18 protein-coding genes are annotated in these 20,548 nt (G+C 69.2%); 3 read left to right on the forward strand and 15 right to left on the reverse strand.

What is annotated here, in order from left to right; translation table 11 throughout:
- Nucleotides 1–14: 14 nt before the first annotated feature.
- Genes STHE_RS10065 through mraZ form a run of 4 tightly spaced genes read right to left on the reverse strand, consistent with a single transcriptional unit; the run spans nt 15 to nt 3,673 of the window.
- A complete protein-coding gene (locus STHE_RS10065) occupies nt 15–1,763 on the reverse strand; it encodes a peptidoglycan D,D-transpeptidase FtsI family protein (RefSeq protein ID WP_012872472.1) in 1,749 nt (582 codons plus the stop codon).
- The gene (locus STHE_RS10070; RefSeq protein WP_012872473.1) at nt 1,763–2,245 is read right to left on the reverse strand and encodes an FtsB/FtsL family cell division protein; all 483 of its coding nucleotides are present in this window, start codon (nt 2,243–2,245) and stop codon (nt 1,763–1,765) included. Before STHE_RS10070 ends, STHE_RS10065 begins: the two co-directional genes overlap by 1 nt.
- Complete coding sequence (rsmH, locus tag STHE_RS10075) at nt 2,242–3,222, reverse strand: 16S rRNA (cytosine(1402)-N(4))-methyltransferase RsmH (protein ID WP_012872474.1); 981 nt, start codon at nt 3,220–3,222, stop codon at nt 2,242–2,244. Before rsmH ends, STHE_RS10070 begins: the two co-directional genes overlap by 4 nt.
- A 22-nt stretch (nt 3,223–3,244) precedes the next feature.
- Complete coding sequence (gene mraZ, locus STHE_RS10080; RefSeq protein WP_012872475.1) at nt 3,245–3,673, reverse strand: division/cell wall cluster transcriptional repressor MraZ; 429 nt, start codon at nt 3,671–3,673, stop codon at nt 3,245–3,247.
- A 347-nt stretch (nt 3,674–4,020) separates the two neighbouring features.
- On the opposite strand from mraZ, the gene STHE_RS10085 reads away from it, so the two are divergent.
- Nucleotides 4,021–4,401, forward strand: coding sequence for an SPW repeat protein (locus tag STHE_RS10085; protein ID WP_012872476.1), 381 nt, complete (start codon nt 4,021–4,023; stop codon nt 4,399–4,401).
- A gap of 184 nt (nt 4,402–4,585) precedes the next feature.
- Here the strand turns inward: STHE_RS10085 and STHE_RS10090 are convergent, their stop codons facing one another.
- From STHE_RS10090 to STHE_RS10105, 4 genes are all read right to left on the reverse strand, one after another.
- Nucleotides 4,586–5,461 (reverse strand): hypothetical protein, encoded by an 876-nt coding sequence (locus tag STHE_RS10090; protein WP_012872477.1) that lies wholly within the window; start codon nt 5,459–5,461, stop codon nt 4,586–4,588.
- Between the two features lie 325 nt (nt 5,462–5,786).
- Nucleotides 5,787–7,565 carry an acetyl/propionyl/methylcrotonyl-CoA carboxylase subunit alpha gene (locus STHE_RS10095; protein WP_012872479.1) on the reverse strand — a complete coding sequence of 593 codons (1,779 nt, stop codon included), beginning with the start codon at nt 7,563–7,565 and terminating at the stop codon, nt 5,787–5,789.
- A 51-nt stretch (nt 7,566–7,616) separates the two neighbouring features.
- A complete protein-coding gene (locus STHE_RS10100; RefSeq protein WP_012872480.1) occupies nt 7,617–7,853 on the reverse strand; it encodes an acyl-CoA carboxylase epsilon subunit in 237 nt (78 codons plus the stop codon).
- Complete coding sequence (locus STHE_RS10105; RefSeq protein WP_012872481.1) at nt 7,850–9,403, reverse strand: acyl-CoA carboxylase subunit beta; 1,554 nt, start codon at nt 9,401–9,403, stop codon at nt 7,850–7,852. Before STHE_RS10105 ends, STHE_RS10100 begins: the two co-directional genes overlap by 4 nt.
- Nucleotides 9,404–9,764: 361 nt before the next feature.
- Between STHE_RS10105 and fni the strand changes: the two genes are divergently transcribed.
- Both fni and shc read left to right on the forward strand, forming a co-directional pair.
- On the forward strand, nt 9,765–11,270 hold the full coding sequence (gene fni, locus STHE_RS10110; protein ID WP_012872482.1) for a type 2 isopentenyl-diphosphate Delta-isomerase: 1,506 nt from the start codon (nt 9,765–9,767) through the stop codon (nt 11,268–11,270).
- 124 nt (nt 11,271–11,394) lie between these two features.
- Nucleotides 11,395–13,248, forward strand: a complete 1,854-nt coding sequence (gene shc / locus STHE_RS10115) for a squalene--hopene cyclase (RefSeq protein WP_012872483.1) — start codon at nt 11,395–11,397, stop codon at nt 13,246–13,248.
- A gap of 325 nt (nt 13,249–13,573) precedes the next feature.
- Here the strand turns inward: shc and STHE_RS10120 are convergent, their stop codons facing one another.
- From STHE_RS10120 to mreD, 7 genes are all read right to left on the reverse strand, one after another.
- The gene (locus STHE_RS10120; protein ID WP_012872484.1) at nt 13,574–15,145 is read right to left on the reverse strand and encodes an acyl-CoA mutase large subunit family protein; all 1,572 of its coding nucleotides are present in this window, start codon (nt 15,143–15,145) and stop codon (nt 13,574–13,576) included.
- 173 nt (nt 15,146–15,318) lie between these two features.
- Nucleotides 15,319–15,735, reverse strand: a complete 417-nt coding sequence (mce, locus tag STHE_RS10125; RefSeq protein ID WP_012872485.1) for a methylmalonyl-CoA epimerase — start codon at nt 15,733–15,735, stop codon at nt 15,319–15,321.
- A 7-nt stretch (nt 15,736–15,742) separates the two neighbouring features.
- Nucleotides 15,743–16,030: a cell division topological specificity factor MinE gene (gene minE, locus STHE_RS10130; protein WP_012872486.1), complete on the reverse strand. Its 288-nt coding sequence runs from the start codon at nt 16,028–16,030 to the stop codon at nt 15,743–15,745.
- The gene (gene minD / locus STHE_RS10135) at nt 16,030–16,893 is read right to left on the reverse strand and encodes a septum site-determining protein MinD (RefSeq protein WP_012872487.1); all 864 of its coding nucleotides are present in this window, start codon (nt 16,891–16,893) and stop codon (nt 16,030–16,032) included. The genes minE and minD overlap by 1 nt, the downstream gene beginning before the upstream one ends.
- A 67-nt stretch (nt 16,894–16,960) precedes the next feature.
- A complete protein-coding gene (gene minC / locus STHE_RS10140) occupies nt 16,961–17,677 on the reverse strand; it encodes a septum site-determining protein MinC (RefSeq protein WP_012872488.1) in 717 nt (238 codons plus the stop codon).
- 74 nt (nt 17,678–17,751) lie between these two features.
- A complete protein-coding gene (gene mrdA / locus STHE_RS10145) occupies nt 17,752–20,016 on the reverse strand; it encodes a penicillin-binding protein 2 (RefSeq protein ID WP_012872489.1) in 2,265 nt (754 codons plus the stop codon).
- The gene (mreD, locus tag STHE_RS17995; protein ID WP_148219956.1) at nt 20,000–20,497 is read right to left on the reverse strand and encodes a rod shape-determining protein MreD; all 498 of its coding nucleotides are present in this window, start codon (nt 20,495–20,497) and stop codon (nt 20,000–20,002) included. Before mreD ends, mrdA begins: the two co-directional genes overlap by 17 nt.
- Nucleotides 20,498–20,548: the final 51 nt, after the last annotated feature.

The raw sequence follows: 20,548 nt of genomic DNA on the forward strand, positions 1-20,548 counted from the left end.
ACACAGGGCACCGATCAGGGCGTGCTCGATGTCGAGGGCGTGACCGGTGACCCGCTGGCAGCGTCCGGGTCACTCGGTGGAATGCCGTACAGCAGGAACAGTTCCTGGAAAATCTTCTGGAAGGCCGGACCGGCGGCAGTCTCGCCCCAGGGCGACTCCTGCGGCCGGTCGATCTTGACCAGAACGGTGAACTGTGGATCCTGCGAGGGCCCGTACCCGACCATCGAGGCGATCGTCGCATCCTCTTCGTAGCCGCCGTTGGGCGACGGGATCTGCGCCGTGCCGGTCTTGGCCGCGATGTCGTAGCCCGGCACCTTGAAGCGTTCGTAGGTGGTCTCCATCACCGTCGTCAGCATCTCGGTGATCTGACGCGATGTCTCCTCGGAGACCACGCGGCGCACGACCTCCGGCTGGTTCACCTCGGTGCCGTCAGCCCGCTCGATCTCCTTGACCACGTACGGCTTCATCAGGTTGCCACCGTTGGCCAGAGCCGAGATGGCGTTGACCAACTGCAGCGGCGTCACCGCCAGCCCCTGGCCGAACGAGTGCGTGTAGAAGCTGGCAGGCGTCCAGTTCGGACCGCCCGGCAGCGGCAGCAGCCCGTCCGACTCAGCGGCCAGGTCGACGCCGGTCTGCTCCCCGATGCCGAACGACACCAGCCCCCGGTAGAAGCGGTCCTGGTTCACCAGGTCCGCCACCCACATGATGCCGAGGTTGCTGGAGTGCTGCAGCACCTCGGTCATCGTCTCGGGGCCGAAATCCTGCTCCAGCGCGTTGGTGATCCGGGCGCCCCCCGGGATAACCCGGGACTGTGCACCCTCCCAGGTGGTCGTCGGCGAGACCACGCCGGTTTCCAGCCCGAGCGCCATCACCAGCACCTTGAGAGTGGAACCCGGTTCGTAGGTCGAGCTGATGGCCGGGTTGTTGAAGAGGGCCGGGTCGGTTACCTGCTCGAACTGGTTGGGGTCGAACGACGGCCGGCTGGCCATGGCCAGGATCTCGCCCGTCTTGGGATTCTGGACGATGACCGTGCCGCCCGAGGCCCGCTGCTGGGCGATGGCCTCGTCAAGCGCCTGCTCAGCCACGCGCTGGACCGCGCTGTCGATCGTCAGGGTCAGATTCGCGCCGTCGATCGGCGGGTCCAGTGTGCTGCGACTCAATGCGATCACGTTCCCCGCGGCATCCCGCTCCCCGATGAGCTTCCCCGGCTCGCCCCCGACGATGTCGTTGTACGCCCCCTCGACACCGTAGGAGCCGACGTAATCGTAGTTGACGAAGCCTAGCACGTGCGAGGCGAAATCACCCATCGGGTAGACCCGCCGCGGCTCGGGATCGAGCACGATCCCGGGCAGCTTCAACTCCCGGATCTTAGCCGACACCTCCGGGCTGAGCTGACGCTGGAGCCAGACCCACTCCAGATTGGGGTCAGTCAGCCGCTCGTAGATGTAGTCGACGCTGCGACCGATCAGCGGCGCCAACAGCTCCGCCGTCAGGCGTGGATCCTCGATCTTGTCCACGATGGCCACCACCCGGTCGACCGGCATGTTGGTCGCCAGCGGGCGGCCGCGCGCGTCGCGGATATCGCCCCGCTGGGCCGGGACGTCCTCCTCCCGGTAGCGGATGGCGTGCGCCTCGGCGGCCAGCTCGTGGCTGCGCACCACCTGGAACGACACGACGCGGTAGCTGATCGCCAGCGAGAAGATCAGGAACGCGGCGAACAGCACGTTGATCCGGCGGCGGGGGATGGCATAGGGACGGCGCATCACTCGCCTCCCCCGAGGCCCGGCAGCGCGGGCGGTCCGGCCGCCGGTGCCTGTGCGCGACCGACCCCGGTCAGACCACGCCACACCCGCTCCCAGAGCGATTCAGAGTAAGGAGCCGGCGTCGGGGGTGGCGGAAGCTCCTCCTCCAGCGGCGCCTGCACCTCCAGGAAGCGGTAGCGCGTCAGTGGTCGCATCCCCAACTCCTCTGTCGCGACGCGCTCGACCTTCTCCAGCGACTCCTCCTCGGCCACGAGGTAGCTGAGCCGCGCGTTCTCCATCGCCAACTCGTTCCGCTCACGCTCGATGCGGCTGAGTTCATAGCCGAGGCTGGCGACGTGGCTGGTCTGGATCAGGTACAGGATGCCGATGACGGACACCGCCACCCCGGCCACGATCACCAGCGCCGCGCCGTTGAGCGAGACGTAGCGTCGCCGCTCGCGCCGCGCAGTTTGCGCTCGTCCAACCCGCGTGACCGTACTCATGGCAGCCGCTCCGCTGCGCGCAACCGGGCGCTCCGGCTGCGCGGGTTCAGCGCCTGCTCGGCCTCCGTCGGGCGCAGCGGCTTGGGCGTGACAACCCGCAGCCGCGCGCGATGTCCGCAGACACATACGGGCGTCTCGGGCGGGCAGATGCAGTCTCGCGCCTCGGTGCGGAAGTATTGCTTCACGATCCGATCCTCCAGAGAGTGGAACGCGATCACCACCAGCCGCCCGCCAGGGGCGAGCACATCAAGGGCGCCGGCAAGCCCCTGCTCCAGCACCTCAAGTTCACGGTTGACCGCGATGCGCAGTGCCTGGAAGGTCCGTGTGGCGGGATGGATCGCGCGCCCGCGCCGCCCCCCGACGGCCTGTTCCACGATCGCCGCCAGGTGGTCGGTCGTTTCGATCGGCCGCTCGCGCCGGGCCGCGACGATGGCGCGGGCGATCCGGCGTGCCTTCGGCTCCTCGCCATACTCGAAGATGATCCGCGAGAGGTCCGCCTCGTCCCAGGTGTTGACGATCTCCCGCGCGCTGGATCCCGTCGTCGGATCGAACCGCATATCGAGCGGGCCGGGCCGCTGGAAGGAGAACCCGCGCGACGGCTCATCGATCTGGAACGAGGAAAAGCCGAGGTCCATCAGGACGCCGTCGACCGCGTCGAAGCCGGCCGCGCGCGCCAGGCGCGCAATCTGGGCAAAGTTGCCGTGGCGCACGGTCAGGCGTGGGCCGACCTCCTCCGCGAGCGCCTCGGCTCGGGCCACAGCCGCCGGGTCGGCATCCAGCGCCAGCACGCGGCCATCGGGCGAACTGGCCTCCAGGATGGCTCGGGTGTGCCCACCGCCGCCGAAGGTGGCGTCGATGTACCGCCCGCCGGGTCGAACCTGGAGGAGGTTGAGCGACTCGGCCAACATGACCGGCTGATGGCCGGACGGCCGGGACGCGTCAAACGGCGTGTTACCCGGAAGGGCGTCGGTGGACATGGCTGGTGGAACTCCGGTCTAGTTAGATCAGCGAGGCCAGCCGCTGCGCGATGCTGGAGCCCTCGCTGTCCATCATCTCGGCCTGAGCCTCCCACTGCTCCGGGCTCCAAATCTCGATGTAGGTGTGCATGCCGACCACGATCGCCTCGCGGTCCAGACCGGCATAGCGTCGCAGGTCAGGGGGAATGAGGATGCGGCCCTGGCGATCGAACTCGGCGGTGGCGGCCTCAGCGAACACCATGCGCCGGAAGGTACGAGCGTCCGGGTCGCTGATGGGGAGGGCGGACACCTTCTCCGCCAGCGGCTGCCAGGCGGCCATCGGGTAGAGGGAGAGGCAGCGATCGATACCGCGCGTGATCACGACGTCGGAACCGAGCGCCTCGCGGAAGCGCGCCGGGATCGCCAGCCGTCCTTTGGCATCCAGATTGTGGCTGTAGCGCCCGAGGAACACGCGTCCCCACCTCTAGCCGCCGCGGTGCGCTGGCCTGCTCCGCGGCCCCCGATCACCCCGAGGTCCGACCGGCGGCTGCACCTTCCCGAGGGGGTGCGAACCCCACTCGCCGGCATGTTATCCACATCGGACCCCACTTATCCCCACTTCTCCCCACCCTTATCCACATTATACTGGCCGCCACCCACTCCGCAATGCTCTTTATGACAACTAGATCCATTTGTTCGTACAGATTGTCCGTTCACGCGCCCCGGATCGACCCCACGTGAGCGAGCTCGTGGCACTGGATGTGATGCATCGGCAACGAATCGAACACCACGTGTCGCACCTAGAAAGGACGTACACGGATGCACCAGGAATCGCGCGAATTCGACCTGACCGAACGCCTGCGCATCTCGACCCTGATCATCGTCCTCGTCGCGATCTGGCTCATGCTCTCGCCGTTCGTCCTGGACTACAACCATCTGCGCGACTCGGCCTGGAACGCGATCGCCGTGGCCTGGGTGGCAGCGTTCATCGCCGGGCTGCGCGTCACCGGCGCAGCGGACGAGGGCTGGCTGAGCTGGGTGAACGCGCTGATCGGGCTCTACCTGATCGCATCGCCGTGGATCTGGGGCGACGCGGACAACCTGACCCTGGTGGTGAACCACGTGATATGCGGCCTGTTCATCACCAGCATGGCCGCCTGGTCCGCGCTCGGCACCCCCACCCTGACCTCCCGAGCCTGACCCCCAGCGGCCTGGTGCCGGGCACGACTCAGGGGCGCAGGCGTCGTCGCCCAGCCCCCTCAAGGCGCCCCCTCTCCCAACGTTGGGAGAGGGGGTTGGGGGTGAGGGCCAAACCCACGGAGTCAGGCGGCATAACGAAAACGGGGCACCATGCGTGGTGCCCCTGCCGGGTTTGGTCGGTGACTCACACCTTGGGAAGGCGATCGCCGAGGGCGTCGGCGATTTCGTCGTGGATCGCAGCCAGGCGGGCGCGCTCGCGGGCCAACACCCGCAGCCGCTCCAGGTCGGTCGTCCCCGAGGCCGGCATCGTCGCCAGCAGCGCCGTGTAGCTCGCGAGCGCGTCGATGGCCCGCGTCAGCAACTCGTCCGGCACCGGTTCGCTCGGGCTCGGGTCGGGCAGCGCCCGGCCGATCGGGTCGGCAACGCTGCTGCGCAGCACCCGGGCCTGCTCACGCAGGCTCGCCAGCTCCCCCTTCGAGGGCCAGCTCTTCGGGTCGTCGGGGAGCGCTGCCAGCGCGGCCGAAGCCAGACGGCTGAACTCCCGCACCTGCAGGACGCGCCGCTCCGTGGCGGTGTTCGCCGACTCGATCTCCAGCAAGCGACGCCGGTCGGGCCGCGGGACCTCGACCTTCCCCGTGCGCCCCGCCGGGACCTCCGCGACAGGCATCGCCGGGGCGGGTAGCGGCGTGGTGGCCTCCGACCCCGTCAGGAAGAGGAACAGGAACCCGGCGCCCATGAGCGGCACCAGCCCGAACAGGGCAGCCGGGGCCGCGCTCAGGAGGGCCGTCGCCCCCACGGTCACGGCCAGCGCACCGAGCTTCACGTTCTGGTCGTGGCGGGTGTAGCGCCAGAGGAAGTAGAGCCCGGCCGGGTAGACAATCATGCCGGTGATGGCGCGCTTCGTCCGCAGCGAGAGTGACGACCGCCACAGCAGCACGAAGAGGTAGACCACGCCCGCCAGCGCCAGCAGCGCGAGCAACGGCACGATGAGGCTAATCAGTATCACAAAGAGGATGAAGGCTCCGAACGCGAGACATCCCACCCGCGCTAGCTGGTACATCTCGCCCCACCTCCTCCGATCACCGTGGCGCTGGGCGGCCAGCACAGCGTGTCTCACCTTGAGGATAACTGGGCGGGATCGCTGGATCAATGTCCGTTGGGACAGGATGTCCCTGACAACCGCAAGCGGAAGGCCATCCCTCCCGCTCGCTTCGCAACGAACTCGCCGTTCCCTCGGCTCCGCTGCAGCCGCCCCGCACGGCTGGGAGGTCAGGCAGCGAGCACCTAGCGCGCCGCCTGGACGAACTTCTCCAAATTTGGGCAGCAGCGCTCTTCCAGCGGCTTGCTGTACGGCACCGGGGAGAGGAGTTCCGCTCGGTCGGCGGTCACGATGCGCCGTCCGCCTCGATCCGGGCCAGCCGCGCCCCGATCTGCACCGTCTGCCCGGGCGCCACGTCGACCGCACGCACCACACCGTCGTGCGGCGCGGTGATCTCATTCTCCATCTTCATCGCCTCGATGACGCAGACGAGATCCCCCTGCCGCACACGGTCGCCCTCCGCCACGGCGACCGAGAGGACGGTCCCCTGGATCGGGCTGGTCAGATCTTCGCGCCCGGCCGGGGCAGTCGAGCCGGACCGCGACGAACTCACGCGCGGACGGGAGCGCCGCGCCGGGCGCGCATCGCCGGCCGGGAAGAGCCGGACGTCGAAGCGCTTCCCCGCCACTTCGACCACGTAGACCTCCGGCTCCGCGGGCGGATCCGCCGGCGCCGGGTTCGATGCAGCAGTACCGGCCGCGGCCGCCAGACCCTCCAGCACCTCCGGGTGGCGCTCCAGGAACCGCGTGTCGAACGTACCCTCGCGGAAGGACGGCACGGCCAGCACCGCCCGGTGGAACGGGATCGTCGTGGCCACGCCCTCGACGGCGAACTCGTCGAGCGCCCGGCCCAGTCGCGTCAGCGCCTCGTCCCGGTCACGACCCCAGACGATGAGCTTGGCGATCAGTGAGTCGTACTGCGGAAGGATGGTGAAACCGGGCTCGGCGGCGCTGTCGACCCGCACGCCGAAGCCGGCCGGAGCGCGATAGGTCGTGATCTGCCCGGGGGTCGGGGTGAAGCCACGGGCCGGGTCCTCGGCATTGATGCGCACCTCGATCGCGTGCCCGAGGAGCGGGACGTTGGAGTCGAAGGAGAGCGGGCAGCCGGCCGCTACCCGGATCTGCTCCTTGACCAGGTCGATCCCGGTCACCAGCTCCGTCACCGGGTGCTCGACCTGAATGCGGGTGTTCATCTCAATGAAGAAGAACTCGCCATCCTGGTACAGGAACTCGACCGTCCCCGCGCCGCGGTAGCCCACCGCGCGGGCCAGCGCCACGGCCGTCTCCCCCATCCGCCTGCGGGTTGCCGCGTCGATGGCGGGGGACGGGCTCTCTTCGATCAGCTTCTGATGGCGCCGCTGGATCGAGCAGTCACGCTCGCCGAGCGCGACGACGTTGCCGTGGGCGTCGGCGAAGACCTGAACCTCGACGTGCCGCGGGTGGTCCAGGTAGCGCTCGACGTAGACCGTCGGGTCGCCGAAGTAGCGCTCAGCCTCGCCGGACGCCGCGCGGTGTGCCTCAGCCACCTCTCCCGCATCCCACACGACGCGGAACCCGCGCCCACCACCCCCGGCCGCCGCCTTGATGGCGATCGGATAGCCGTGCGCCGCGCCGAAGGCGGCCGCACCGTCGGCATCGACCGGCCCGTCGCTGCCGGGCACCACCGGCACCCCGGCATCCTGTGCCACCCGGCGCGCGGCCACCTTGTCCCCCATGGCCGCGATCGCCTCCGGCGGCGGGCCGATGAAGACGATACCGGCCTCGGCGCACGCGCGAGCAAAGTCGGCGTTTTCGGCCAGGAAGCCGTAGCCGGGATGGACCGCCTCGGCTCCGGCGGCGCGCGCGACTTCGAGCAGGGCGGCGATGTCGAGGTAGGGCAGCGGCTGCGTGGAGGGGATACGGTAGGCCTCGTCGGCGTAGCGCACGTGCGGGGCGTCCCGCTCGTCGTCGCCGTAGACCGCGACGCTCGCGATGCCCAGCTCGCGGCACGCGCGCATCACCCGCAGCGCGATCTCGCCACGGTTGGCCACCAGGACCTTCCGAAACGCCGGCACCCGCCCGTCCAAGTGCTGCCTCCCTTTGCTCTCCTCTGCTCCGCGTCCTCCGCACGCGCCGCGCTACCGCACAGTGCCCAGCCGCGCCGCCCGCGCCCAGCCGCCCGGCGTCGGGCCGACCTCCCGTGCGCGCATCGCCTCACGCCGCCCCGCCTCCACCCAGGCAGGCATCGGCGCCGGCCCCGCCTCGTCTTGCCGCGCCTTGCGCGCTCGCAGCACGGCGCCGATGGCCGCCAGCTCCTCCGGCGACGGCTGCGGCCGGACTTCCACCCGCCCTAGCGACCGCGTCTCCTCGATCATAGCGGGATGTTCCCATGCTTGCGGGCCGGCACGCTCACCCGCTTCGTCCGCGCCGCGCGCAGCGCCCGGATCAGCCAGGGCCGCGTCTGGCTCGGCGCAATGACGTCGTCCACGTAGCCGCGCGAGGCGACCTGGAAGGGGTTGGCAAACTCCCGCTCGTACTCGGCCACCAGCTCCTTCCGGCGCGCCTCCGGGTCGGGCGCAGCCGCGATCTCCCGTCGCTGCACCAGGTTGACAGCCGCCTCCGGCCCCATCACCGCAACCTCGGCCGTGGGCCAGGCGACGTTGAAGTCGGACCGCAGCGCCTTGGAGCACATCACGACGTAGGCCCCGCCGTACGCCTTGCGCGTGATGACTGTGAGCTTCGGCACGGTCGCCTCGCAGTACGCATAGAGCAGCTTCGAGCCGTGCCGGATGATCCCGCCGTACTCCTGGTTGGTGCCGGGCAGGAACCCGGGGACATCGACGAAGGTGATCAGCGGGATGTTGAAGGCATCGCAGAAGCGGACGAAGCGCGCCGCTTTGGCCGAGGCGTCGATGTCGAGCGTCCCGGCCAGCACCTTGGGCTGGTTCGCCACGATGCCGACCACATGCCCGTCGAGACGCGCGAACCCGATGATGATGTTGCGCGCCCAGTTCGGCTGAACCTCGAGGAACTCCCCATCGTCGACGATCCGGCTGATGACGTCATGCATGTCGTAGGCCTTGCTCGAGACCTCCGGCACCACGTCGTCCAGCTCCGGATCCTGCCGCTCGGGGTCGTCCATCGGCGGTTCGTACGGAGGATGCTCCAGGTTGTTCGACGGCAGGTACGACAGCAGATGCCGCACCTGGACGAAGAGATCCTCCTCATCCTCGGCGGCGAAGTGCGCCACCCCGCTGACGGAGGTGTGCGTCATCGCCCCGCCCAGCTCTTCGTGGGTGACCTCCTCGCCGGTGACGGTCTTGATCACGTCTGGCCCGGTGATGAACATCTGGCTGGTGCCCTTGACCATGAAGATGAAGTCGGTCATGGCCGGGGAGTAGACCGCGCCGCCCGCGCACGGCCCGGCGATCAGCGAGAGCTGCGGCACCACGCCGGAGGCCTGCACGTTCCGATAGAAAACCTCGCCGTAGCCGGCCAGCCCCTCGACCCCCTCCTGGATGCGGGCACCCGCCGAGTCGTTGATGCCGATGATCGGGCAGCCGATCTTCAGCGCCAGGTCCATGATCTTGACCATCTTCTCGGCGAAGGCTTCGCCCAGGCTGCCGCCGAAGATGGTGAAGTCCTGCGAAAAGACCGCCACGGTGCGGCCATCGACCGTGCCGTAGCCGGTGACCACGCCGTCACCGTAGGGGCGCCGCTTGTCCATGCCGAAGTAATGCGAGCGGTGTCGCACCATTGCGTCCAGCTCGACGAACGAGCCGGGATCGAGCAGCAGGTCGATGCGCTCGCGGGCCGTCAACTTGCCGCGGGCATGCTGCTTCTCGGCCGCCTCAGCCTCCTGCGCCGCGATCTCGGCGCGAATCTGCTCCAGCCGCTCGCGCTTGGCGCGCTGTTCGACAGCCATGCTTCCATCCCGTCCTGCACCACGGCGCACGCACTTTCGCCGCTGATTGTACGCGCCCCGCACCAGCTATGACGCCCGCCCCGCCCGATCCCCGGCTCCGGGGCCATCCTTCCGGTGCAGCAAGCGTGTCCAAACACACGGGAGCAGCGGCAACGGGCACGTAGCACCAAGGAAGGTGACCCATCGAGCAAGAAGACGGTCTGTGCTAGAGTACCGCTAAGCGCGACCGTGCCCCACATTATTGCCGGGGCAAGGACGTTGCGAGAGATGAGCCGGGGCTCGCGCTCCTGAGGTCGAGCATACATCCCAGCCGGCGGACGGCCGCGGCGCCGAATCCCGGCACACAGAGAGGGAAGGTTCCGTGGCTCGAGTGCAGTCGTCCCGGGCCGAGCCCACTGCGACGCCCAAACGCAAGGCCGAGCATCTTCGCATCAATCTCGACGAGGATGTTTCCGCGAAGGGCGTCACCACCGGGTTCGAGCGCTACCGCTTCGTCCCCGCAGCCCTCCCCGAGATCGATCTGGACCAGGTCGACACCGGAACCACCCTCTTTGGCCGCCGGCTCGCCGCGCCGCTCCTGATCTCATGCATGACCGGGGGCGTGCCCGAGGCTGAACGCATCAACCTCACGCTGGCGGGCGCCGCCCAGGAGATCGGGCTGGCCGTCGGCCTGGGATCCGGCCGGGTGCTGCTGGAGCACCCGGAGGTACTGCCCACCTTCCGGGTGCGGCCCGAGGCGCCGGACGTGCTCCTGCTGGCCAACCTCGGCGCCGTGCAGTTGAACCTCGGGGTCGGACCGGACCAGTGCCGCTGGCTCGTCGAGCAACTCGAAGCCGACGCCCTGGTGCTGCACCTGAACGCGCTGCAGGAGGCACTGCAACCCGGAGGCGACACCCGCTTCGCGGGCCTGCTCGACCGGATCGCCGCCCTCTGCGCCGTCCTCGAGGTGCCGGTCATCGTCAAGGAGGTCGGATGGGGTATCCCGCCCGACACGGTCGTCCGCCTCTTCGAGGCCGGCGTCGCTGCGGTGGACGTGGCCGGGGCCGGCGGCACCTCCTGGAGCGAGGTCGAGCGGCACCGGATGGAAGGGGAGGTCCGCCGCCGGGTGGCAGCCGCGTTCGCCGGGTGGGGGATCCCCACGGCCGAGGCGCTGCGCGGCGCGCGTCGCGTCGCGCCCGACCGGCTGATCTTCGCCAGCGGCGGCATCCGCGACGGCATGGACGCCGCCAAGGCCGTCGCACTGGGGGCCGATCTGGTCGGCATGGCCGGTCCGTTCCTCCGCGCGGCCGACCAGGGACCGGAAGCGGTCCACGACCTCGCGACGGAGTTGATCGAAACCCTGCGCATCACGATGTTCTGCATCGGCGCATCGACCCTCGAGGAGCTGCGCGGCACGCCGCGCCTGGTGCCCGAGAGCCCTGCCGGGCTCGGCGTCGCCACCGAGGACCTGATCTTCCGGACGACGGGGGCGCGGGAGTTCATCGACATCACCGAGGCAGTGGCCGGCGTGGCCCGCCGCTCCGGCATTCAGGACGGCATCGTCCACATCTTCTCCAGCCACACGACCGCGGCCATCCGGATCAATGAGCATGAGTCCCTGCTGCTGACCGACTTCCAGGAGATGCTGGAGCGGCTCGCGCCGTGCGCTGGACCCTACGAGCACGACGATCTGGCGCGCCGCACCGGGGTCGGCCCGGACGAGCCCCGCAACGGGCACTCCCACTGCCAGCACCTGCTCCTCGCCTCCAGCGAGAGCGTCCCACTGGTCGGCGGCCGCCTGGCGCTCGGCCTGTGGCAGCGCATCTTCCTGATCGAACTCGACGACGCCCGTGAGCGCCGGATCACAGTGCAAGTGGTAGGCCGGTGAGCACGCCAGGAGCGCCATAGCCGCCCGCGCCTCAGGAGCACTTCTTCCACCCGAGAGTTGCCGGTCGTGCGCTGAACCAGAGCGCTACGGCCGGCTTGGAGGGTGTCGAGAGGAGCACCACGCCATGGACCCGGCCCTAAGCCGCGCGGTCGACTGGTTGCTGGAGCACCAGGACCCCGCGGGCTGGTGGTGCGGGGAGTTCGAAACCAACGTGACGATCACGGCCGAGCACATCCTGCTGCTCCGCTTCCTCGGCCTGGACCCGTCCCCGCTCCGCGACGCCGTCACCCGCTACCTGCTGGGCCAGCAGCGTGAGGATGGCTCCTGGGCGCTGTACTACGAGGGACCGGCCGACCTCAGCACCTCCATCGAGGCCTATGCCGCGCTCAAGGTCCTCGGCCTCGACCCCACGAGCGAGCCGATGCGCCGCGCGCTGCAGGTGATCCACGACCTCGGCGGGGTGGCACAGGCACGGGTCTTCACCCGGATCTGGCTCGCTATGTTCGGGCAGTACCCCTGGGACGGCGTGCCGAGCATGCCGCCGGAGCTGATCTGGCTCCCGCCGTCCGCCCCGTTCAACCTGTACGACTTCGCCTGCTGGGCGCGCGCCACCATCACCCCGCTCCTGATCATCCTCGCGCGCCGCCCGGTGCGCCCACTCGGTTGCGACCTCGGCGAGCTGGTCCTGCCCGGCAGCGAACACCTGCTGACCCGCGTGCCGGGCTCGGGCCCCTTCTGGTGGGGCGACAAGGTCCTCAAGCGCTACGACCATCTGGTCCGCCACCCCGGCCGCGACCGAGCCTGCCAGCGGATCGTCGAGTGGATCATCGCTCGCCAGGAGGCCGACGGGAGCTGGGGCGGCATCCAATCGGCGTGGGTCATGTCCCTCATCGCGCTGCACCTGGAGGGCCTCCCGCTCGACCACCCAGTCATGCGCGCGGGCCTGGCGGGGTTCGACCGGGTCGCGCTGGAGGACGAGCGCGGCTGGCGCCTGCAGGCGTCCACGTCGCCAGTGTGGGATACCGCCTGGGCCGTACTGGCGCTCCGGCGGGCCGGCCTGCCGCGCGAGCACCCGCGCCTCGCCCTGGCCGTCGACTGGCTGCTGCAGGAGCAGATCCCCGGGGGTGGCGACTGGCAGGTGCGCACGGGCACAATCCCGGGCGGAGGCTGGGCCTTCGAGTTCGACAATGACCACTACCCCGACATCGACGACACCGCGGTGGTCGTGCTGGCACTGCTGGAGGCAGGCCACGAGGACCGAGTCCGCAACGCCGTCGAGCGGGCGGCCCGCTGGATCCTGGCGATGCGCTCGACAGACGGTGGCTGGGGCGCCTTCGACCGGGACAACGCGCGCGAGGTGATCCATCGGCTACCGATCGCCGACTTCGGCACGCTGATCGACCCGCCGAGCGAGGACGTCACCGCCCACGTGCTGGAGATGCTGGCTCGCCTCTCGTTCCCGAGCACCGACCCCGTCGTCGCTCGTGGGCTGGAGTTCCTGCAGCAGACCCAGCGGCCGGACGGCGCGTGGTTCGGCCGCTGGGGCGTGAACTACATCTACGGCACCTGGTGCGCGGTCTCGGCACTCACCGCCTTCGCCGACACGGACGCCACGGCGCGCGCGATGGTCCCGAGAGCAGTGGCCTGGCTCCTCGACCGGCAGAACGCCGACGGCGGCTGGGGCGAGACCTGCGGTTCCTACGAAGACCCCAACCTGGCCGGCGTCGGCCGCAGCACACCCTCGCAGACGGCGTGGGCCGTGCTCGCCCTCCAGGCTGCCGGCCTGGGCCAACACCCCGCCTGCCGCCGCGGCCTCGACTTCCTCCGCGAGCGGCAAGTGGGCGGCACCTGGGAAGAGCGCGAACATACCGGCACCGGGTTCCCCGGCGACTTCTTCATCAACTACCACCTCTACCGACACGTCTTCCCAACCATGGCCCTCGCCGGTGCAGCTACCGGTATGGACAGCCCCCGCTAGGCACGGACGTGCCCCGGACGCAGTCGCACGTGGGTCCGTGCGCCGTGGTCAGGACTCGGGGTGGTGCGACGATCTACGCGCTGTGGTTGGTGACCGGATAGGCGTGCCGGGAAGGGGTGGTGTGAGGGTTTTCGCACCGTGGTATGTGCCCGGCGCTAAAGCCGCCGGGCTGACAAAGAAAGCCGGCTAAAGCCGGCTGGGGACGCTGCACCCCGCGGGCTGCCGAACCGGCTACGTATAAATGTGGGCAGGAGAGCCCCTTCAGTGGGCTTTTCATGCTCAGCCCGGGGGTTCACCCCCGGGCACATACCGATTCTGGATAACCCTACGCCGGCCGGTACTCGCCCCAGACCTCACGCAGGCGACCACAGATCTCACCCACGGTTGCCCCGGCGAGGAGGGCGGCCTTCATGGGGGGCAGGAGGTTGTCCGTGCCTCGCGCCGCGGCCTCCACCTCGTCGAGCGCGGCGGCAACGCGCGCCCGGTCCTGACGCTCGCGGTAGGCGATGACGCGCTTGATCTGCCGCTGCACCGACTCCTCGTCGATGCGCATGATCGGCACAGACACGTCTTCCTCGACCCGGTACTTGTTCACCCCGACCACCGTGCGCTCGCCGGACGCGACGGCCAGCTCCCACTTGTAGGCGCTGTCGGCGATCTGGTCCTGGATGAAGCCGGACTCGATGGCCGCGACCGCCCCGCCCCGCTCTTCGACCTCGTCGATCAAGGCCCAGGCGCGCTGCTCCAGCTCGTCGGTCAGGGTCTCGACGAAGTAGCTGCCCCCCAGGGGATCGGCGGTGTCGGCGACGCCTGTCTCCTCGCTGATGATCTGCTGGGTGCGCAGGGCCAGGGTGGCCGCCTCTTCGGTCGGGAGGGCAAGGGCTTCGTCGAAGCCGTTGGTGTGGAGGCTCTGGGTGCCGCCGAGCACGGCGGCCAGGGCCTGGAAGGCGACGCGCACCACGTTGTTGAGCGGCTGCTGGGCGGTGAGGGTGCAGCCTCCGGTCTGGGTGTGGAAGCGGAGCATCCACGAGCGCGGGTTCTTGGCGCCGAAGCGCTCGCGCATGATCTTGGCCCACATGCGCCGGGCGGCGCGGAACTTGGCGACCTCCTCGAAGAAGGTGCTGTGGGCCGCGAAGAAGAAGCTGAGCCGCGGCGCGAAATCGTCCAGGTCCAGACCTGCGTCCAGCGCCGCCTGCACGTAGGCGATGCCGTTGGCCAGGGTGAAGGCGATCTCCTGCACCGCCGTCGCGCCCGCCTCGCGGATGTGGTAGCCGCTGATGCTGATCGTGTTCCAGTTGGGCAGGTGCTCACGGCAGTAGGCGAAGGTGTCGGTGACAAGGCGCATGGATGGCCGGGGCGGGAAGATGTACGTCCCGCGGGCGGCGTACTCCTTCAGGATGTCGTTCTGGATGGTGCCGCCCAGCTTCGCCGGGTCCACCCCCTGCTCCTCGGCGACGATCTGGTAGAGGAGCAGCAGGAGTGAGGCGGGGGCGTTGATCGTCATCGAGGTGGTGACCGAGGAGAGGTCGATCCCGTCGAACAGCCGGCGCATGTCGTCGAGCGTGCTGATGGCGACACCAACGCGACCGACCTCGGCCCGCGCCGCCGGGTGATCGGAGTCGTAGCCGAGTTGGGTCGGCAGGTCGAAGGCGACGCTCAGCCCGGTCTGCCCACGCTCCAGGAGGAGCCGGAAACGGCGGTTGGTCTCCTCGGCCGAGGAGAAGCCGGCGTACTGGCGCATCGTCCAGCGGCGGCCCCGGTACATCGTCGGGTAGATGCCGCGCGTGAATGGGTACTCGCCCGGGTCCGGCTCGGGCGGGCGTTCCTTCGCGCGGTAGACCGGTTCGATGACGATGCCGGAGTCGGTCACGACCTCCCGGCGCCCCTTCTCGGCCATCGGATGCTCCTCTGTGCGTCATGCGTCACGCGTCATCAGTGGTCTGTGAGGCGTGTTCCGTGTTGCGTGTTCCGTGTTGCGTTGCCATTGTTCCGACGTCGCTGGTGAAGCCACCGAATACGCAACACGCATCACGCAACACGGATGACCAATGACGTATCACGCATGACGTCTCACTCCACCTCCACCAACTCCACCAGCACGCCGCCGCAGGAGCGGGGGTGGAGGAAGGCGATGCGCCAGTCGTGGATGCCCCGCCGGGGCTCGGCGTCGATCAGCTCGATCCCGGCCTCGGCCAGCCGGCGCAGCGTCCCGTCCAGATCGCGCACGCCGAAGGCCACGTGGTGCATCCCGTCGCCGCGCGCCTCCAGGAACCGTGCCACGCCGGTGTCAGGGATCGTCGGCGTCAGCAGCTCGACGTAGCCCGGCCCGGCGTGGAAGGAGGCGACGCGCACGCCCTGATCGGCAACGTCGAACACCTCCGGCTCACCGAAGCCCAGCGTGCGGTAGCGCGCCACCGCCGCCTCAAGGTCATGCACGACGATGCCGACGTGGTGGAGGGCCGGTTGCCCGAGCACCTCCGGGATCATGGGCCCCCTACCTTCGCTGCGGCACCCCAGAGCGGCGCACCGGTACGTTTGCCGTCAGGCTCTCGCCTCGCTCACCCCGGGTGATGTGGATCTGCAGGGCGTCGGCGTCGATGTCGAGGTGGCGCGAGAGGATCTTGACGATGTCCTGGCGGATAGCCTCCATCGCGGCCGGCGTCAACTTGACGTGGTCTTGGATCAAGACCTCGACAAGCCGCTGCTTGGCCACACTGGCGCTCGCGGGTTGGGACGATCGCGACGCCTGGCGGCGGCCAAACAACGTGTCGAACAGGCCCATCAGCCCCCTCCTCCCCGAACCGCGACGCCACCCTGGTTGCCGCCGCCCAGGCCGATCGCTCGGAGGAAGCGGCGGAAGGCGCCGTCCGGCTCTTCCATCACCATCAGCGGCACATCCTGCCCAGTCAGCCGCGCGGCGATGTTGCGAAATGCCTGCCCAGCACGCGAGCGGGGATCGAGCGCGGCCGGCTCGCCCCGGTTGGTGGACGTCACGATCGTCTCGTCATCCGGCACGATCCCCAGGAGGGGAATCGAGAGGATGTCGGTGACATCCTCGACGCTCATCATGTCGCCCCGCCGCACCAGCATCGGGTTCAAGCGGTTGACGATGAGCCGGGGAGTCGGCAACTCCGCCGCCTCCACCAGGCCGATGATCCGATCGGCGTCGCGTACCGACGACACCTCCGGGTTCGTCACCACCACGACCTCGTCCGCGCCCGCGATCGAGTTGCGGAAGCCCTGCTCGATCCCGGCCGGGGAGTCGATCAGGATGAAGTCGAACTGCCGCCGCAGCTCATCGCACAGCGCCTTCATCTGCTGCGGCGAGACCGCTTCCTTCTCACGCGTCTGTGCTGCCGGGATCAGGTGCAGGCTGTTGAGCCGCTTATCGCGGATCATCGCCTGCCGCAGCCGGCAGTTGCCCTCAACGACGTCGACAAGATCGTAGACGATCCGATTCTCCAGGCCAAGCACGATGTCAAGGTTGCGCAGGCCGATATCGGCGTCAATCAGGACGACCGACTTGCCCAGGGCCGCCAGCGCGGCACCGACGTTGGCCGTCGTGGTTGTCTTGCCGACCCCGCCCTTCCCCGAGGTGAATGTGATGACGCGTCCGAGGGTGGTCTGCTGCTGTTCCTCTCCCATAGTCCCCACCTCTATCAGGCGGTCCGGTCCCGGTACGCCGGGCGCCGCGGCGCCCGGCACCCCCGCCTCAGCGGCTCAACCGGTCCGCCCGCCACGACTCGACGACGATCTCACCGTCCTGGATCCGAGCGAGCATCGGCCCCTCGGCCCGTGCGCCCTGCTCATCGGGAGGGCGAGCAAAGATGCGACCGATGCGCAGCTGCGTCGGCATCAAGCGGAGGGCACAGATGACGGCACCAGGATCGCCATCGATCCCGGCGTGGACCGTCCCGCGGATCGCCCCCCAGACGACGACGTCACCGGCGGCATAGACCTCGGCCCCGGCGTTGACGTCACCCATGATCACCACGTCGCCGTCACTCTGCACCGACGATCCCGACCGCAGGGTCCGGCGCACGTAGAGTGCAACCCGCTCCCCCTCCGCGGCCGCCGGGGCGTCGCGATTGATCCCCTCGTCGCGGCTGACGAGGCGCAGCGGGTGGTAGCCCCAGGTGTGGAGCAACTCCCGGTGCGCGGGCACGCTGGCGGTGACGGTGCGCAGGGTGATCCCGCGCTCGGCCAGCAGCGCCCGCAGCGCGACGATTTCTTCCACGTTGGGGACGCGGGTGCCGTAGTCCAATACGATCTCCGCCTGCCGGAAGAAGTCGCCCCCGCTGTCGATGTGGCTGCGCACCTGGCCGAGCAGGACCGGCAGCGGCACTTCGGGTGGCAACTGGATGACGAGGCCGTCCTGGGTGCCGCGCACCCGGACCTGTCCCGACTCGCTGCGGTGCGGCTCCGCCATCGGACCCCGCTCCTTCCTAACACCGAACTGGACGCCGGGTCCGGCCGGCGCCCCGCGCGCCCTGGGCGCGCGCCTCATACCGCCTGCGGCGTCTTCCCGAAGTAGGCGGCGAGGACCGCGTCCGCCACCGGGGTCGACACGACCGCCCCTTCCCCGCCCGCCGGAATCAGTACGGTCACCACGATCTCGGGATCGTCGTACGGGGCAAAGGCGGTGAACCAGGCATGCGACTGCCTGTACTTCCCGTCGACAGCGACGCCATACTCGGCAGTCCCGGTCTTCCCGGCGATCGGAATGTCGTCGCCCGTCCGGGGAAACTTGCCGTAGGCCGTCCCGATGCGGTCCGTTATGGTGCGCCGCATCCCGCGCCGCACCGTCTCAATGTGCTCGGGCGCCACGTTCAGCCGGTGCACGACCTCCGGCTCGAAGCGCCGGATAATGTTACCCGCTCCATCAGCCAGTGCCTCAACCAGCCGCGGCCGGTAGTAGGTTCCCCCGTTGGCGATTGCCGCGATCCCGCATGTCAACTGCAGCGGCGTGCACGACAAGTGCCCCTGGCCGATGGAGACGTTAATAGTATCGCCGACAGACCAGTATTCGCGCAAAGGGGATTGGAACAACCACTTGGGGTTCGGCACGACTCCCGAGGCCTCGGAAGCCAGCTCGATCCCCGTCGGCGCGCCCAGGCGGAACTCCTTGGTCAGCCCCTCATGGATCCGATCGATCCCGAGACCGTGGAAGAAGTAGGGCTGCGGGTCCCCGGGATTGTAGTAGTGCAGGGGCAAATCGGCCCCCTCCGCCTGCTGGTTCGGCGCGCCCACGTTGTAGAAGTAGACGTCGCACGAGACGGCGATGGCCTCCTCCATCGCCACCGCGCCGTGGCCGTTCTGCACCCAGCAGTAGTAGTACTGGCCGCCGGATTCGTCTCCCACCACCGGCACGCGGATCTGCCCAGCACAGTAGACGTGGTCCTGCGGCCCGATGACACCCGCCTCGAGCCCCAGGCAGGCCAGGAGCGGCTTGATCACGGAGCCGGGTGGGAACTCGCCGCTGATGGCGAAGTTCGTCAGCGGCTTGAACGGGTCGTTGAGATAGGCGTCGTACTGCTCCTGGGAGATGCCGTCGACGAAGAGCTGATTGTCGAACGTCGGCCAGCTCACCAGCGCCAGGATCGCACCGGTGCGCGGGTCGAGCGCGATGACCACACCGCTCCCGACCGGGTCCCGCCCATCTTTCATGGCTGCCTCGTTGGCCGCGGCGATCCCCTCGCGCAGCGCCTCCGTCGCCTTCAACTGGAAGTCGCGGTCGATCGTCAGGACGACCGTGTGGCCGGGCTGGGGATCCTGGCGCAGGGATTCCAGCTCGTTGACCTTCACCCCGTGGGCGTCGACCTGCACCCAGCGCAGCCCGTGCTGTCCCCGCAGCACCCCCTCCATGTGCTCCTCGATGCCGCCCCGGCCGACCCAGTCGTCGAAGAGGTAATTCCCGTCCGGGCCTCCAGCCGCCTCGTACTCCTCCTTCGTGATCGGCCCGACGTAGCCGAGGATGTGGGAGAACTCCGGCCCGGCGGGGTACTGGCGCACCAGCGTCTCGTCGCTGACCTCCACGCCCTTCAGGTACAACCGGTTTCCCTCGATGGCGAGCGCCACCTCCCGGTCCACGTCCTTCTTGAGCAGGACCGGCCGCGGCGCACCCGGGTTGGCCTCCAGGGTATAGCGGACGCGGTCCATGACGTGGACGCCCGGGAGCCGCTTGACCTCCTCGCGGAGCCGCGCGGCCTCTTCGGGAGAGAGATCTTCGCGAATGATGTACAGATCGTCAGAACTGCCGCTGCGCAGCACGCTCCCCAGCAGGCGGGCCGGCTCGATCCCGACCAGCGCCGCCAGCTCGCGCAGCACATACTCTTCGGACCCCTCGGGCAGCGCCGAGCGACGGACGACGAGCAGGTCCCGCAGGTCGAGCAGCCGGACGAGCTGCTCGGCGATGGCGTCAGCTTCTTCGGAGTCGTCGGGGAAGAGAGCCGGCACGACCGAGACGGTCCAGCTGATGCGGTTCTCGGCCAGGACGTTCCCGTTCCGATCGACAATCAACCCGCGCGGGGCGCGGATCGGCTCGTCGCGGAACTGGTTGCCGGCGGCCGCCAGCTCGTACTCGGCGGCGTCGATCACCTGCATCTTGAACAGCTTGGCCACCAGAGCGCCGAAGCCACTGAGGAACAGCCCCTTGAGCAGGAAGGCGCGCCGCGTGAGGAACACGGCGTCGTCCGGCCGGTTGTCGGCGCGCCGCCGTTTCCGGTCCGCTGGGCGGACCAGCTCCATGCGCTTATGCCCGCGCCGCACGCCCCACCCCCATACGCTCCATCAGCAGCACGAACAGGTACATCGGTGGCACCACCATCACGTTGAGCAGCGCCGTCAGGATGCCCAGTCGCACGCTCGCCAGGAACGGATAGCTCGTCCCGGCAAGGAGCGATACGAGCAGCGTCACGACGTGGTGAGCCAGCGTGGCCCCGACCACCGCCACCAGCGGGATGATCAAGCCGCTGTGGAAGAGCCGTCGCCGCGCAAGACCCCCGATCAGCGCGACGGGTACCAGTGCCAGCCCGTTGGACCCGAGCGGGTCGAGCGTCAGGACATCAAGCAGCAGCCCGAGCGGGAAGACCCAGAGCAGCCCCTCGGGCGCGCCCCGCAGCCCGCTCCAGACGAGCACGAGGACGAGGATGAGGTTCGGGCCGATCCCGAGCACATTGACAACCGGGAACACCGTGATCTGCACAAATGCCGTGATGATGAGGATCAGCGCAAAGAAGAGGCGTGTCACCCTCGCCGCGTCGCCCCGCTCGTTGTCGGAAACGGACTGCCACCCATCCCG

Origin of the sequence: Sphaerobacter thermophilus DSM 20745 (assembly GCF_000024985.1) — a bacterium.
Classification (GTDB): domain Bacteria; phylum Chloroflexota; class Chloroflexia; order Thermomicrobiales; family Thermomicrobiaceae; genus Sphaerobacter; species Sphaerobacter thermophilus.